The sequence below is a fragment of the Mesoplasma tabanidae genome, from assembly GCF_002804025.1.
GTDB lineage: Bacteria > Bacillota_I > Bacilli_A > Mycoplasmatales > Mycoplasmataceae > Mesoplasma > Mesoplasma tabanidae.
In genome coordinates, this window is sequence record NZ_CP024969.1 from 740604 (window position 1) to 758174 (window position 17571).

Genomic DNA, 17571 nt, shown 5'->3' on the forward strand with positions numbered 1-17571 from the left:
CAATAGAAAATAATAATTTATGAGTGTTCTGCAAAACAAATAAAAAGTGTTACTAAGATGTAACACTTTGATATTGAATATTAGTATTCGTTTTTGTGGTATTCTTCAGCAATTTCCATTACTTCATCAATTCCAGTTAAACCTGTTCCTGCAGGAATTAAGTTTCCTAACATGATGTTTTCTTTTAGACCATCTAATTTATCTTCTCTACCTTTGATAATTGCGTCTGTTAATACACGCGCAGTATCTTGGAATGAAGCTGATGATAATCAAGATTCAGATTTCAATGGAGCTTTTTTAATACCTAAAATTTGATTTTTAGCAACTGGAGGTACTTTACCATCACGGATACATTGAGTAACTACTTCTTTAAATTTTTGTTGAGTTACAATTTCACCTTGCAGCAAATGAGATTCACCACTTTGGATAACTTTAACTTTGTTTAACATTTGTTTTACGATAATTTCAATATATTTATCTGAAATTTCAATCCCTTGTAAACGGTAAACTTTTTGAACTTCTTTTAAGATGTAGTTTTGTACAGCTGTAGTTCCAGCAACTTCTAATAGATCATGTAGGTTAATTGAACCTTCAGTAAGTTTTTTACCTGGTTTAACTTCATCACCTTTATTAACTCTTAATACAGCGTTATACATTGTTTTGTATTGTTTTTCAATTTGTGTTCCATTAACTTCTTCAGTAACAACAATTGTATTAATTCCATTTTTGTTAATGATATCTGTAACAACTCCAGCTTTTTCAGCAATAATAGCAACTGAACCTTTTTGAGTTGTAACGTCAAGTAACTCTTTAATACGAGGAAGACCCTGAGTAATATCAGCGTCCCCTGCAACCCCTCCGGTATGGAAGGTACGCATAGTAAGTTGAGTTCCAGGTTCACCAATTGATTGAGCAGCAATAACTCCAACAGGTTCACCAATTTTAACTAATGATGCAGTTGCCAAGTTACGTCCGTAACATCTTTGACAAACTCCTTTTTGGTTATCACAAGTTAATACTGAACGAATTGTTACTTTTGTAATTCCAGCAGCAATAATTGCATCAGCTTCTTTTGATTCAATTAAAGTATCTTTAGCAACTACAACATTACCTTTGATGTCTTTAATATCATTAAATGAGTAACGCCCAACAATTCTGTCTTTTAATGGAACAATAATGTTGTTGTGTTTTGTATCAATAACTGATTCAATTTCAAATCCTTTATTTGCTTTACAGTCTTCATTAACTACAACAATTTCTTGTGAAACGTCAACTAAACGACGTGTTAAGTAACCTGAATCGGCAGTTTTTAAGGCTAAATCAGCCATCCCTTTACGGGCACCGTGAGTTGAAACGAAGTATTCTGAAACTGATAAACCTTCACGGAATGATGATTTAATTGGAATTTCTTTAATGTCCCCTTTAGTATCGTTCATAAGTCCACGCATACCTACAAGTTGTGTAAAGTTAGAAACGTTACCACGGGCTCCAGAGTCCGCCATCACGAAAACAGGGTTTTTAGTATCTTGTTTCAATACTAATTCAAGTCTTTTTTGAATGTCATCTTTAACATCAGATCAAACTTCAATAACACGGTGTTTTTTCTCTTCTTTAGTTAACATACCTTCATTATAGAAGTTTGTAATTTCTGCAACCTTTTGATCAGCTTCAGCAAATTCTTCATATTTATGTTTAAAGGCAACAACGTCTCCAGCTGAAATAGTAGTTCCAGATTTTGTAGAATATTTAAATCCTAAATCTTTCATTTTATCTAGCATTTCAGCTGTTTTTCTTGCTCCAAAATTGTTAAAGTATATTTCAATAATAATTGATAATTCTTTTTTCTTAATTGGACTTATAACTGAGTACTCAGCAATAACTTCATTTATATCTTTTGAGAAGTCAAAAATAAATGTTTTAACTGCTTCTTTTGCATCATAAATACTTGATGAGTTAATTCATGGGAATGAAGCATCAAATATTTGGTTGAATAGTATTTTACCAACTGTTGTTACTAAATAACCTTTTCTTTGTTCTTCAGTAAATTTTTCAGTAGGTAATGCATCAACTGCAATTCCAATAATTGCGTTTAATGAAACCATTCCTGTATCAAAAGCATTAATAGCTTCTGTAATTTCAGCAAAGATTGTTCCTTCACCTTTTTGCCCTTTTTCTTCAAAAGTAGCATAGTAATTACCTAAAATAATATCTTGACCTGGAGTTACAATTGCTTTTCCGTCTTTAGGTCCTAAAATAGCATTTGATCCTAACATTAAAGCTCTAGCTTCAGCAACTGCTTCTTTTGTAATTGGAACGTGAACAGCCATTTGGTCCCCATCAAAGTCGGCATTGAACGCAGTAGTTACAAGCGGGTGAAGACGAATTGCTTTCCCTTTAACTAATTTAGGTTCAAATGCTTGAATACCAAGTCTGTGAAGAGTAGGAGCACGGTTTAATAGAACTGGTCTATCTTTAATTACGTGTTCTAATGCTTCTCAAATTTTAGCATCATTTTGTAAAATCATTTTTTCAGCAACTTTAACGTTTTCAGCATACTCATGTTCTTGTAATCATTGAATTACAAAAGGTTTAAATAATGTTAAAGCCATTTCACGAGGAATTCCTGCTTGATACATTTTTAAATCTGGCCCAATAGCAATAACTGAACGACCTGAGTAGTCAACACGTTTTCCAAGTAAGTTTTGACGGAAACGACCTTGTTTTCCTTTAAGTACACTTGTTAATGATTTTAAAGGGCGTTTGTCTTTTCCTTGAATTGGACGTGGCTTACGTTCATTATCTAATAATGCATCAACAGCTTCTTGTAACATACGTTTTTCGTTGTTAATAATAATTGATGGTGCACCCATTTCTTTAACTTTTAATAAACGTTCATTTCTAATAATAATACGACGGTATAAATCATTAATTTCAGAAGTTGTAAATCTTCCTCCATCTAATTGAATGATAGGACGAATGTCTGGTGGAATAACGGGTAAAACACGTAATACCATTCATTCAGGTTTTTGATTAGAACGTTTTAATGATTCTAAGATATCTAATCTTTTTAATAATTTTGAGTTATCAGCATTTTGACCAATAGCATCTAAAGTATTTTTTGTGATTTCAATTTCTTTATCTAAATCAATTTGCTTTAATAATTCTTCAATAGCAGAAGCACCAATACCAAATTTAGCATCTGTATATTTTGAAATTAAAGCAGTAGCTTCATCAATTGAAAAAGGAATAGTTGGATTATTTAATTCTTCTAATAATCTTTCAGCTTTCAGTGTATCTCTATGAGCTGGATCATTTATTAACGTAACAATTTCTTCAATAGCAGGTCTTAATTTGCTACGAGTTTTTTGTGACTTTGAAACTCCTAAATCTAAAACCTCTTTAGCTGCAAAGTGTTTTGATGTTCCTGGATCTAAAACGATATGTGAAACAAAGTAAACAACTTCTTCTAATTCTTTAGATTTTAAGTCCAATAATGACGCAATTCTTGATGGTGATACTTTAACCATTCAAATATGAGTAACAGGTTCAGCTAATTCAATGTGCCCCATTCTTTCACGACGCACGATTGATTCAGTTAACTCAACACCACATTTTTCACATTTTTTCCCTTTATTCATAGGGTTGGCTTTTTTAAATTTTCCACAAAAACATTCATAGTTTTTAGTTGGTCCAAATATTTTTTCATCAAACAAACCATCTTTTTCAGCTTTTAATGTTTTATAGTTAATTGTTTCAGGCTTAGTTACTTCTCCATGCGATCATGAGCGAATAGTATCAGCACTAGCTAATTCAATTTTAATTACTTTATTGTTTTTATTTTCCATTTTGCCCTCCTATTCTTCTTCAAATGAAAGGTTAATTTCACTTTCATCTACTTCTTCAAAACTATCTAAGTCTTCAATTTCAACAAGAGTTGTTGAATCTTCAAAAGTTAATTTATCAGTTGAAGCGTGCTTCATACTTTCATCATTAATTGAATCATTATCATCATCATATGCATTAATTTGTGACTTATTACCTTTTTCGTCTAATAAATAAATATCAAATCCTAATCCCATAATTTCTTTTGAAAGAACATTAAATGACTCAGGTGTTCCTGGAGTAGGAATGTTTTTTGATCTTACGATAGCTTCATAGGTTTTTGTACGACCTTTTAAGTCATCTGATTTAATAGTTAAGATTTCTCTTAAAGTATGAGCTGCCCCATAAGCTTCTAACGCTCAAACTTCCATTTCTCCAAAACGTTGTCCCCCATTTTGTGCTTTTCCTCCAAGAGGTTGTTGAGTAATTAATGAGTATGGCCCAACACTTCTTGCATGAAGCTTATCATCAACCATGTGTGAAAGTTTTAACATGTACATAACCCCAACAGAAATTGGTTTGTCAATTGCTTCTCCAGTTTGACCATCAATTAATTTAACTTTTCCATAGTTTTCCATTCCAGCTTCAGCCATAATTTCATCTAAATCAGTACTGTTAACTCCTTCGAAAACTGGAGTTGCAATTTTAACTCCTAATTTTTTAGCAGCCATTCCTAAATGGATTTCTAAGATTTGTCCAATGTTCATACGTGATGGAATTCCTTGTGGGTTCAATAGAATATCTACTGGTGTTCCATCTTCTAAATGAGGCATGTCTTCAACTGGTAAAACTTTTGAAATAATCCCTTTGTTACCATGACGTCCTGACATTTTATCCCCTTCTTGGATTTTACGTTTTTGAACAATATAAACTTTAATTACTTCTAATACATCTGCTGGCAATTCAATACCATCTGGGTTTGCTGCTGATTTAGCTTTGAAACGTTTAACAGATTGAACAATACCTTCTCCACCATTTGGAACTTTCAATGAGTTATCTTTAACTGATCTTGATTTTTCTCCAAAGATAGCATGTAATAATTTGTCTTCTGGTGATAATTGAGTTTGTCCTTTTGGAGTTACTTTACCAACTAAAATATCTCCAGTTTTAACTTCAGTACCAATTGCTACAATTCCTTCATTGTCTAAGTACTTTTTAGCATTGTCACTAATGTTAGGGATTTCTGAAGTGATTTCCTCAGCTCCTTGTTTTGTGTTACGAACTTCTAATACATATTCATCAATATGCACTGATGTAAATTTGTCTTCCATGATAACTCTTTCAGACATAACAATAGCATCCTCAAAGTTGTATCCATTATATGTAGTAAACGCAACAACAACGTTTTGTCCTAAGGCTAATTCTCCATTATCAACAGACGGTCCATCAGCAATGATTTGCCCTGCTTCAACTGAATCCCCAACTTTAACAATTGGTTTTTGTACAATAGAGCTTCCATTGTTTGAACGTTCAAAGTTTGCTAATGTATAAGTTTTGATTCCTGCTTTTGATTCAACAGTAATTTGTTTTGCGTCTACATATTTTACAATTCCGTTTTCTGTAGCAACAATACATACTCCTGAATCTCTAGCTGCTTCAAATTCAATACCTGTTCCAACAAATGGTGATTCTGGAACAATTGTAGGAACTGCTTGACGTTGCATGTTAGCACCCATAAGTGCACGGTTAGCATCATCATTTTCCAAGAATGGAATTGCTGAAGTAGCAACAGAAACAATTTGTTTAGGTGAAACGTCAATAAATTGAACTTCGCTTACTTTAGCAATGTAATCATCACCTTTGTAACGTGAAACTACAGTTTCATCTAAAATTTTTCCGTTTTCATCTTTTGTAACATTTGATTGAGAAATAATGTATTCTTTTTCTTCATCAGCTGATAAATATTCATGTTCATTTTGAATTACACCATTAATAACTTTTAAGTAAGGTGTTCTAATGAATCCTAATTCATCAACGATTGCATAAGTTGATAAGTTGTTAATCAATCCAATGTTTGGTCCCTCTGGAGTTTCAATAGGACAGATTCTTCCATAATGAGAAGGGTGAACGTCACGCACTTCTAAGCTGGCACGGTCTCTTGATAATCCACCAGGTCCTAAAGCAGTTAATCTACGTTTGTTAGTTAATTCTGCTAATGGGTTAATTTGATCCATGAATTGTGATAATTGTGACAAGTTAAAGAACTCTCCAATTACAGCAGTTAATGGTTTTGCGTTAATGATTGTTGAAACTTTAACTTTGTATAAATCACTTGTTGAAAGTTTTTCTTTAACGTTTTTATCAATACGAGTTAATCCCATTCTAAATTGGTTTTGTAATAATTCTCCAACAGTTCTAACACGGCGGTTAGCCAAGTTATCAATATCATCATATTCACCAATGTTGTACTCTAATCCTAATAAGTAAGATACAGTAGCTACAATATCAACAACTGTAATATGTTCTTCTTTTGAATTAGGAGTAATACCCACGATTGTGAAAGTTTCATCTTTTGAATTGTTGTCTTGGTAAACTTTAACTTTTTGAATTTGACGTGAACCTGGAATATCTTCTCTGTATTCAATTGAAGAAACCATAACACCCTCTTGTGATAAAGCTTCAGAAACTTCTTTAAAGTTTGCTTTAGAAACTTCAGTGTTTTTAGCAACTAAAACTTTTCCATTTGCATCAATAATATCTTCAGCTAAGATTCTTCCAATTAAACGATTTTTAACAGCCAATTTTTGTTGTAATTTAAATCTACCAGCTTTTGTTAAATCATATTTTCTACGGTCAAATAATAATCCATTAATATATTTTGATGCCCCATCAGATGTTGCTGTTTCACCTTGTCTAATTTTTTTATAAATTTCTTGAACATGTTGAGTTCAGTCTGCATATGTATCTCCAGTATCGTTGTCATTTTTTAAAGTTTCAACAATAACTTTGTCTTTATCATAAATATTTAAGATTGTATCTCTATCTAATCCTAAAATCTTTAAAAATGATGTTGCAGTAGTTTTTCTTGATTTATCAATTTTAACAAATAATGAATTTGTTGTTTCAGCAGTTTTTTTAGTATCTGTTTCAAATTCTAATCAAGTCCCACGACTTGGGATAATATCACCATTGTATAGGTTTTCCCCTGTCTTGTTGTTGATTTCTGTTTTAAAATATGAACCAGGTGATCTAACTAATTGTGAAACAATAACTTTTTGTGAACCATTAATAACAAATGTTCCAGCGTCAGTCATTAATGGGAAGTCTCCAAAGAATACTTGTCCTCATTTTCTTACACTAACTTCAGCTACAACTACATCTTCTTTTTCATCTAATATTGTAATTTGAAATAAGTCATTTTTTTCTGTACCTTTTAATTTAACATCAAAGAAATAAATGTTTTCTGTACTTTTAACAAGTGAAACATTCTTTGAATCTGTTTTTTCAGCAATTCAATTTGCTAAAACTTTTTTAATATCTTTTTCTACAATTTCTTCAAACTGCTTTGAAATATCTTCAGTTTTTGTAAACATTAATTGTAAGTCTACATAAATTGGAGCATCATAAATTTTTGATTGTTCTTTTGCTTTTGCTGGAGAAATTTTAGCTTCTTTAATTTCTCATCCCTCTAAGAAAAGAGATGCACTAGCATCATTTGAGCTCATTGCAAAAAATTCATTTAAAACTTCGTCAATTCCTTTTGTTTTGAATCATTCGAAAGTTTTTGTTTGAATTTCGATTAAGTTTGGTAATTCAAGATTACCTGAAACTTTTCTATAATCACGTCTTTCAACGCCACGGTTTACTTTTTTAATTTTATATGCCATGTTGTTTCCTTTCATTATTCTAAAATATATTTATATTTGTTTAATTGCTTATCAGCAATCATAAAATTTGCGTCATTTTTTGTAACTTTGACTATGTTAGCGCTTTTGAGATTTTCTAAAGCATCCTTAATTTCTTGTTTTTTGACTGCTGTGTAACCTGCTACTTTTAGTTTGTCAGTAATTCTTTTTACTGAAACTTCTTTTGTTCTTTCAGTAAGAATAGTAATTAGTACAACAAGTTCGTAATCACTTGGAAAAAATTTTGCTCTAACATCAAAATCCTGAGCTATTCATTCTTTAACTAGAGACAATATAAATCCTCTTTTTACAGAATCTTTTAAATCTTTTTTAATATACTTCAAAATTTCACTTATATTAAAATTGTTAACTGCTAACTCATTAATTTTTTCAATTAGTTCTTCTCAGTGATTTAGCAAATCAAAAATTCAAACTTGAAACATTTCCTTTTCTTTGTATTGACCCATAAATCAAAGACTCATTAGTAAAGCTAAAGTTGAATTAAACTTTTGATAAGGTTGAATAATTAAAATCTGTAAGAAAATAATTATTGCTTTTGTAAAACCATCAAAAGAATTTTCAGGTACATCATTTACAAACTCAAACAAGCCTTTTAGTTCTTCATCAATTAGCTCAAAATTTATTGCTATATCAGTCAACATTGTTTTGTTATTGTTTCTATAATAATTTGCTTTTCTATCTAAGTTAAATTCAGTATTTCTAAACAAAATATGAATTAATAATTCATAATTATCTTCATTTATTTTAAAGTCTGTTTTTTTAACTAATCTAATTGCTTCAATTAGATTCATTGCCATTTTTTCTTTTTTAGTTTTTGGTTTTGCCCCGTTTTCAATTTTTCTAATCATATTATTAATTGAGAGCGTTGAAGAACCTTCTGCCAAATTTTCTAAAAACATTAGTGAAGATATATTGCTAGTTAAAATAAATTCTGTTAATTGTTTATTGTTCGCAAATGTATATGCTTGAAAGTAATTAGTTAGGTACTTATCACTTTCTATTTCATTTATTGGTTCGAAATTCATTTTTTGCCCTATTGATAATGGAAAGTTTATAGTGAAAAGGCCTTGTTCTTCAACGACTTGTTGCATTGAATTAATGATCTTTTTATTTAGAAAATAATTTAGACTCATAAAAACTTCCTCCCAATATTTCTTTGCAAAAAAATTGAGAATAGCAGAAGCTCTTAACTAACTAAACTAGACTCGATTATTTTATTATATATAAAACACCATAAAAAATCAAATATAACTACTTAATTTAAAAGCTAAAATAGTGTTTTTTTCTTATTCTATTTTTAAGTATTTATAATATATTTAAGAATAGAAAAATAGAGAATCAAAAAAGTGAAAAACGTGGAACTAAAAATTAAGGAATTTATATCTAAAGGTTTATATCCAGGCGCAGTTGTTAAGATCGATGTTGATGGGGTCAACTTATATCATTCTTCATTCGGATATAACGATATTGAAAACATGAAACCCATGTCAATAAATCAAATTTTTCCAATTTACTCAATGACTAAACCAATAGTTATAATTGCTGCTTTACTGTTAGTGCAAGAAAAACTAATTTCATTAGACACTAAAATTTGTAATTATTATTCTAAATTTAACAAAAAGATAAAATTAAAAAATTTATTAAACATGACTTCTGGTATACCATACAGTTGAAACTCTAAAAATTATGAAAATGAATTACTAAAAATTGAAGAATTAATTGAAAGCGATAATTTTACCCTTAATGAAATATGTGAAATGATTAGTGAAATACCTATTCAAATTGAGCCAGGAGAAGAGTGGATATATGGAATGAATATTGATATTTTGGGTGGGATTATTGAAAAAATATCGGGTATGAGTCTTTCAAATTTTTTGAAGCAAAAAATACTGATTCCTTTAGATATGAAGGACACTGATTTTAAAATAACTGATTCTAATAGAAAAGCAATTAAATACTCTTATAATGTAGAAACAAGTAATAGACGACTGTATAGAGATGAATACTATCATTACTTAATGCCTAAATGTTTTGATAAAACACCCAAATGTTGTTTAGGAGGTTCTGGTCTGTTTAGCACTGCAGAAGATTACAATAAATTTTTAAATTTTTTGTTAACGGGTAAAATAAAAGGAAAGCAATATTTAAATAAAAAATGACTAAATGAAATGAGTACAAATCAAATACCAAAACTAAGAAATCAAAAGATTTTTGATTTAAATGAAGATTATAGATTTGGTTATGGAATAAGAGTTAGAGTAAAAAATGAAAACTTTCCTTTAACAGAAATTGGCGAGTTCGGATGGGGTGGAATTTTAGGCACTTCCTCACTTGTTGATCCAAAAAATAAAATTGTTATGTCTTTTATGGTTTCAGTATATCCTGGTAATAATTCTATTGTTGAAAATGAGCTATTCTATGCGCTGTACAAAGACTTGAAGTACGTAAAATAAAAAAACCTTGCAAAGCAAGATATAAATTAAAATTGGAAGTGCAACACTTCTAACCGAATGTCTCATAAAATTCCTGAGCTGATTTATAGTTCAGAATTTTACGAGGCATTTTATTTATTTCATTTAATATTTCTATTATATTATCATCTTTTAAATTTGTAAAATTAGTTTTCTTAGGTAAATATCTTCTAATCAAACCATTAAAATTTTCATTAGTTCCTTTTTCACAAGAAGCGTAGGTATTACATGTATAAAGTGGTACGTTTAATTCTTGTGTGACTTCATGTAAAAGATTAAATTCCATACCATTATCTTTAGTAATAGATTTAATATTTAAATTTTCTTTTCCAATTAATTCTTTTAATTTTTCATTTGTATGTTTCATAGTTTTATTTTCTAATTTAATTGCAAAACCTTTTCTGGTAACTCTTTCAACTAGTGTCATTATGGCTTTTGAACTATTGCCAGAACTAACAATTAAATCAATTTCAAAATGACCAATGTCTTTTCTTTGATTAATATTTTTAGGTCTATAAGTAATTGGAATGGAATTCATTTTTGATATTTCTCATAGATAATGCTTATATTTACTAGACTTTTTTCATCAAAACCTAGGTCTCAATAAATCTTTTGATTTAATTTTTATTTGCTTATTCTTAATTCAATTGTAAACAGTTTGGGTTGTTGGTGTTTTAATCCCAAGTTCTTTGGCTTTAAAAACACAAACATCAATGCTAAAACTTTTTGGATTAAAATTAACATAAAGAAATCTCAAGAATTCATTATATTTACTTATTTTATTTTGATGAGATAAGGTATTATTAATATCTCTAGTAAATTGTGAATCCTTGGCTTTATAAATCATAGCTGCTTTATTTCTTTTAATTTCTCTGTAAATAGTTGATCTATTTCTATTTAATTCTTTAGCTATAAAAGAAACAGATTTATTTTGAACATTTAATAGATATTCAATTAATGTTCTTTCTTTTAAAGATATTTGTTTATAATTATTCATGGTAACTCCTTTGGGCTTTGATCGGTCAGGAGTTGCTTTTTTGTATCAAAAAAACTGCAATTCCTATGAGATTATTTTCTCATAAGTGTTGCAGTTCCAATTTTAATTCGTACCTTGCAAAGCAAGATTTTTTTTATCTTTTAACGTGTAAATACTATTTGTATTCTACTGATGCTCCTGCTTCAATTAATTGAGCTTTAATTGCGTCAGCTTCTTCAATTTTTACGTTTTCTTTAATAGCTACTGGTAATGTTCCGTCAACTAATTTTTTAGCGTCCATTAATCCTAATCCAGTTACTTCTTTAACTACTTTAATAACTGCAACTTTTTGTCCACCTGCGTTTGTTAACATAATTGCAACTTCTGATGGAGCTGAGTCAGCAGCAGCTGGTCCAGCAGCAACAGCAACACCTGCTGATGCAACAACGTCGAAGTGTTCTTCGATTGCTTTAACTAATTCGTTTAATTCTGTTAATTTCATTTCTTCTAATGCTTTAATAATATCTTCTTTTGTAATTGCCATGATTTTGGTCTCCTTTAATTTATTTCTATTTTGCTATTAATACATTTTGATTATTTGTATTAGTTTTGTTTTGTATCAGCAACAGCATTAATTACAGCCATAACTTGACGTAATGGGTAAAGTAAGCTTGATGCAAACATTGAGTATAAATCTTCTTTTGATGGTAATGTAGCAATTTCAGTGATCGCTGCAGTATCCATAGCTGCGCCTTCGTAAACTCCGGCTTTTAATTTTAATGCTTCATTTTCTTTTGCAAAGTTTGCTACTAATTTAGCAGCTCCAATTGCATCTTCGTTTGAGAAAACAAAAACATTTTGTTGAGTTAAATATTCGTTTAATTCTGTTAAATTTAATTCTTCAACAGCTCTTCTAACAAGTGAGTCTTTGTAAACTTTAACTTCAATACCTTGTTTTAGAGCTAGTCTTCTTAAATTTGACATTTGTTCAACTGTTAAGTGTTTGTATTCTGCAATAGCAACACCTTGAGCTGATTGAATTTTAGAAACAATCTCAGCAACGATTTCTGCTTTTTTAGCATGTGCAGGTCTATTTGTTGACATTCGTATTCCTCCTATTTTCTTATTTTGTAAAACAAAACCCTCGGTTCTTAATGCAAAGACCGAGGGAAACGTAAAAATACATTTTTTTAAATTAATGTTTGATTTATTTAATAAATGTTTATTTTAATCCTAGGTAACAAATTAAGGGAATTTCCCAGTTACTGTCTTTGGTATTAATAGCCTTTATTAATAATATCATATTGAATAATTATTTCAATAATTCATACTAAACTTCAACATCATCATTGCGATTCATAGTATCAATATCTGTTTCATTAGGCGGAAATACACCATCATTTTGACGCCTTTTATATCATTCAAACTGACCTTCAAATGGATGCAATCTTCTAACTTCTTGAACTAAATCTAAATAAATATCTTCACTCATACTATTTCAATTATATTTAAATAATTTTCTATTAGACTTAAATTCAGTTAGTTCTTTTGTTAAACCTAGTGAATTCATTCCATCAACAACATGTTTACCAATGAAACTTCCAAATCTGATTTCTCTATTTCTATTTTTTGCACCATATAAACCTATTAACACAAAAACTAAAGCAAAAATTAATAGTATCCCTGCTTGTTGCATAATGTATAAAGCATCATCTAAATTAAATCCGTTTTCACCAACACCGTATATAATAGAACCTAATCCATGTAATACGTATGTGAATTCAGCAATAAAACTAATTTTATGGAAAAATTCAAATTGCATAAAAGATGGAAAAGTACCCCAACCTGATGAAATATTAATAACTAAGTAAATAACAATTAAAACCTTTGAAATCGTTTCATCTTTAAACAAGAATCATAGTCCTTGAATTGTTAGTACAAATATTAAGTCTACAAATAATAATCATATTCAAACTGAAAGCATGGCAGCTGAACCAATAGCTACTCATCCCGTTAGACATAATGCAATAGTTAAAGCTGTTGCTTGAGTTATACCTGTAACTAACATTAGTAGTGACTTTGATGCATATCATTTACGAGCTTTTAGATTTTTAGTTCTTCTTGCTCTATCGTAAATGAATGTTTGCATAAATGTTCCTACAAATAATCCTATTATTATAAAAAATTCACCAATACCAATACCATATATTCCATTTTTTAAACCTGCAATTTCAATTTTTACTACATCAAATTTATCAAATGCCTTATGCTTAAACAATTCAATAATTTTATGACTAATTGTGTTTATAAAATTAATTTGATTTACAAAACCGTTTGCTACAGCTAATTCGTCCATATTTTTATTAAATTCAGCTATTGTTACAGCATTTCTGTTTAATTCATTTTCATTTGAAGTGAATACTTCTTGAGGTTTTATTAACCTTAAATTAAATCCTGTTTTTTGAACTAAAATTGAATTAATTTTTGGTAAATAAGTTTGGAAGTTAAATTTGAACTTATCAAAAGGACTATTATTAATCCCAACAATAATTGTTTTAATTGCAGTTTCAACTTTTTTATCTAAACCTAATTTATCAAGATTATCTAAGTTAATTCACATTTTTTGTGAATCTGTAAATGGATCAATACCATGCATTACATCATATAAATATTTATTAAGTATGTGTGAATTATCATTTAAAAATAAAAGATAACCTTTAATTTTTGAATTAGCAAAATTAATTTTAAATAGTTGAGCTAATTCTTGAATTTTTTGATTTTGCAAAAGTTCTGAAATAGCATTAGTTAAAATACCATTTGTTTTTTTAGCAGCATCAGCAGAAAAGGAAGTTTTTTCACTAATATCTCCAAAAATAGTGTTTTCTGATTTAACTATTTTGGAACTATCAAAATTTTTATTAGGCTGCATTATAGCATCACTAATAACATATTGTTTTCCTGCTTTAATTGTAATATCAGAATCAGAAACTTCTCCTACATTTTGAGAAATTTTAACTATTTCATCTTCAAACGGAGTATAGCTTACTTGTTTATAAAAATTTTTATAAATAAAATTTGATATAAATGATGGTATGTTTTCACCTAAAAAATCCTCAATAGCAGAAACTATAAGTGCTGATTTCATTTCCATCATACTATTTAAATAGTATCCAAAAATAAAATTTCTTTCAAAAGTTGTTCAAATGTTTATATTAACCTTATTATTTTTTGGAACATTATTTTTGTTTAAAACAGAACCTATTTGTTGAATTAAATATTCACCAAACCCCTTTTCAATTTTGGCTTGTACATAATATTTTTTACCTTTTCATTGTTTATCAATTTCATTTTGAGATGAAACGTATCTGATATTTGTAAAAGCCATGTCTTCTTTTAATTCAGGTGAAGAAAATGTATAATCTTCATCTTTAATATTTTTGTCTGTCTTTTCATTCAATGCTAATTTTATTATGTCTCATGCACTAAATTGAAAAATATGACTTGCAACTTCTTCTTGTGAAGAAACATGCATTTTTCCAGCATTTGTATATAAAATTTGTCCTTCAGTATCATAAGAATAAGAAATTGCTTTTTCTTTGCTTATAGATCCATCTACTGATTTGTAATTGTAATCAGTTAAAACACCAATTTTAAAATCGAAATTTTCAGTATCATTATTTTTATACACTCAGACTGTTTTGTCTTCGTTTAAAATAGCAACAGGCGCCTTTCCTAAATTAATTGTTGGGTTTCAAAAAGCCATTAAACATGTAACACCATACAATATAGGTACCAATGCAATACCTATAAATTTAGAAATTCTTTTCACCGAAGACAGAACTCGAGATGAAAATTCATCTCGAAAACCCTTGATAATTCCTATCATATGTCTCCTTATAAATAAATGAACTTTAGTAGTTCATATATATAAGATAACACTTAATAAAAAAAATAACTTTAAAGTTATTTAATTTTTATATTATTAAATTTAAAAATTCCAAATAAATAAACTAGGAATGCAATAATAATCATTAAAATTGGTTTTCATAAAATAGAGAATGTGCTTGCTCCTGTTTGTTGATGTGGTATTATAACCATTAAATATATTGAACCAATAAATGTAAGAGCGCAAGTTACTAAACTTAAAATCATTAGTGCCCAAAAAGTTTTGTTACCATATATTTTTTTATATTCCGTGTCTTTTAATCTTAATTTAATTATTGCTGAATTTAATAAAATTTTTAATGCACTAGTTGCAAGTGCAAATGAAGAAATTATTTCTGAGATAGAACTAAACAAAATATAAAATACTGCTACAGAACCAAGCAATATAATTGCCATATAAGGTTGGTTAGTTTTTTTATGAACTTTTCCAAAAAATGCGTGAACATCACCTGTTTCAGATAATTTATGTATCAGTCTTGATTGAAAAAACAATAAAGAATTAACAGAACCAATAAATAAGAATATTGCTAAGATATTAAATGTCAGTACTGCTCATTTATGTTGAGCAAAAATAGTTGATGTTGATCCGTTTGGATCAATTCAATTTCCTTGATTATCTGGTGTTGCTAATGATAAAAGAGCAATACCATAACAAACATAAATAACTAGCACGATTAATACGGCACTAATTATTACCAAAGGAACTGTTTTTTTAGGGTTTTCAATTTCTTCTGTAATATATGTGGGAAACTCATGACCCGAATATGCAAACCCTGTGTATGTGATTGCAGGAATTAACATTGCTGAAGATATATAAGCGTGTCCCAAATTATTGTTCATTTGTGAATTTGACAATAGACCATCTTTTGAACCATACATAATTGCTAGTATGAATACTAATATGATTGGTAAGGTTTTTACGAACAGAAAGAATATCTGTGTATATTTACTACTATTTTTGACCATTATTTGTATCCCTGCAAGAAATAGTAGAATAAATACGGCCAAAGCTTTTTGCAAAGTTTCAACAGCAATTTCTTTAGAATCTAATTCTAAAATTTGAGTTATCATTGAACTCATGGCAGAACAACAACTTGCTAGTGAAGTTGCAGAAACAAATAAAATTAAAACTCATCCAAATCAAAATGCTAAAATTCTTCAGTTGCATTTTCTAATTCAGCTATATCCACTACCACTTTCACCATATCCAATTGAAGGTTCTATAACTATAAAAGCATCTGGTAACACTATTAATGCTCCAAAAATCCATGCAAGCATCATTAACAATGGGTTTGCTTGAGCAAGAGCAAAAACCATGTTAAATGAAATAATAATACTTGAACCAACAATTGCAGCTAAAGTAGAAGCTAAAACGGTTCAAAAGCCATATTTTCTGTTAAGTTTCATTTTTTTATTCTCACTTTCTTGCAAAATTTATAGATTTTGAAATGTATTCTTCGTTATAAGTTACGATTGTATTTACATGTTCAGAACCATCTGGTACTCATATTTCACTTTTTATTACTTTTTCAAATTTAATTTTTTTATTATACATTAATTCACTCATTTCAAATGGAATAAATGTGTCACCTTTAGAATGAATAAATAATACGGGAATATCTTTTGCTTTACTCATGTTTTTTAATAAATTATATTTTCTTTGCGGTGTTTTTGTTTCTTTACTAAATTTATGAGTGAATAAAAAACCAATTTTTCATCATTCAATATAATATAAATTATTTTCAATGTAATATCTATATTGATGTTTTATATTACTAAAACCACAGTCAGCAATTACTCAGTTAACAAGTGATCTCATTTTACTTTTTTGAATAAATAATAAACTTGTAGATGCACCCATGCTATTGCCTATTAATCCAATAGACTCTGCTTGCTCAGTATTTTTTAGATATACTATTATGTCTTCTAACATTTTAACAGATGAATAACCTATATCAGTTTTTTCGCCATAGCTTAAACCATGTGCAAAACTATCAAAGGTTAAAACATTGTATCCTTGTTTTCAAAAATGATGAACCAGTCTTAAAGCTAAATATTTGTTTTCGGTTCATCCATGCAATCCAATAACTCATTTTTTTTGCTCTTTTTTTCTAGCAACTAAGCAACTAATTTTTCCCTTTTCATTGCACACACTAATTTCTTCAATTTGATCATAAACAAAAGTATCATTTAAATAGTTTAATCCTTTGTTTTTTAAATCTTCATAATATAAATCCAGAGAGTTAATTTTAATCCCTTTTTCATTAAACCCATCACGATGGTATGCATAACAAAACTTTTTATAATCTAAAAAATGCGAATGCGAATTTTTTTTAATTTTTTTAAATTGCAAAAAAGTTAATAAAATTGTTTTTGCTGAATATTTATATTTATTTTTTTTCAACTTACACCTCATTTTATAATATATTAT

At 28.8% G+C, this 17571-nt stretch carries 10 protein-coding genes and 1 other annotated feature; of the genes, 1 reads left to right on the plus strand and 9 read right to left on the minus strand.

The features are described from left to right. Positions 1-80 precede the first annotated feature (80 nt). The 3 genes from rpoC to MTABA_RS03390 are packed head-to-tail and all read right to left on the minus strand — an operon-like array spanning position 81 to position 8881. Positions 81-3845 carry a DNA-directed RNA polymerase subunit beta' gene (gene rpoC / locus MTABA_RS03380; protein ID WP_100679760.1) on the minus strand — a complete coding sequence of 1255 codons (3765 nt, stop codon included), beginning with the start codon at positions 3843-3845 and terminating at the stop codon, positions 81-83. 9 nt (positions 3846-3854) lie between these two features. Next, positions 3855-7709: a DNA-directed RNA polymerase subunit beta gene (gene rpoB / locus MTABA_RS03385; RefSeq protein WP_100679761.1), complete on the minus strand. Its 3855-nt coding sequence runs from the start codon at positions 7707-7709 to the stop codon at positions 3855-3857. 14 nt (positions 7710-7723) lie between these two features. Beyond that, entirely contained in the window at positions 7724-8881 is a 1158-nt protein-coding gene (locus tag MTABA_RS03390; protein ID WP_100679762.1) for a hypothetical protein, read from the minus strand. 222 nt (positions 8882-9103) lie between these two features. On the opposite strand from MTABA_RS03390, the gene MTABA_RS03395 reads away from it, so the two are divergent. Continuing rightward, positions 9104-10201 (plus strand): serine hydrolase domain-containing protein, encoded by a 1098-nt coding sequence (locus tag MTABA_RS03395; protein ID WP_244166535.1) that lies wholly within the window; start codon positions 9104-9106, stop codon positions 10199-10201. Between the two features lie 49 nt (positions 10202-10250). On the opposite strand, the gene MTABA_RS03400 is transcribed toward MTABA_RS03395, so the two are convergent. The 6 genes from MTABA_RS03400 to MTABA_RS03425 all read right to left on the minus strand — a co-directional run bounded on the left by MTABA_RS03400 (position 10251) and on the right by MTABA_RS03425 (position 17544). After that, positions 10251-11216 (minus strand): IS30 family transposase, encoded by a 966-nt coding sequence (locus MTABA_RS03400; protein WP_100679764.1) that lies wholly within the window; start codon positions 11214-11216, stop codon positions 10251-10253. Positions 11217-11370: 154 nt separating this feature from the next. After that, positions 11371-11739: a 50S ribosomal protein L7/L12 gene (rplL, locus tag MTABA_RS03405; RefSeq protein ID WP_100679765.1), complete on the minus strand. Its 369-nt coding sequence runs from the start codon at positions 11737-11739 to the stop codon at positions 11371-11373. A 59-nt stretch (positions 11740-11798) separates the two neighbouring features. Further along, positions 11799-12299 (minus strand): 50S ribosomal protein L10, encoded by a 501-nt coding sequence (gene rplJ / locus MTABA_RS03410; protein WP_100679766.1) that lies wholly within the window; start codon positions 12297-12299, stop codon positions 11799-11801. Between the two features lie 22 nt (positions 12300-12321). Further along, positions 12322-12488, minus strand: a sequence feature (ribosomal protein L10 leader region). Between the two features lie 37 nt (positions 12489-12525). Then, complete coding sequence (locus tag MTABA_RS03415) at positions 12526-15081, minus strand: hypothetical protein (protein ID WP_100679767.1); 2556 nt, start codon at positions 15079-15081, stop codon at positions 12526-12528. Positions 15082-15158: 77 nt separating this feature from the next. Beyond that, a complete protein-coding gene (locus tag MTABA_RS03420; protein ID WP_100679768.1) occupies positions 15159-16547 on the minus strand; it encodes an APC family permease in 1389 nt (462 codons plus the stop codon). A gap of 4 nt (positions 16548-16551) precedes the next feature. Then, the gene (locus MTABA_RS03425) at positions 16552-17544 is read right to left on the minus strand and encodes an alpha/beta hydrolase (RefSeq protein ID WP_167373338.1); all 993 of its coding nucleotides are present in this window, start codon (positions 17542-17544) and stop codon (positions 16552-16554) included. Between the last annotated feature and the right edge of the window lie 27 nt (positions 17545-17571).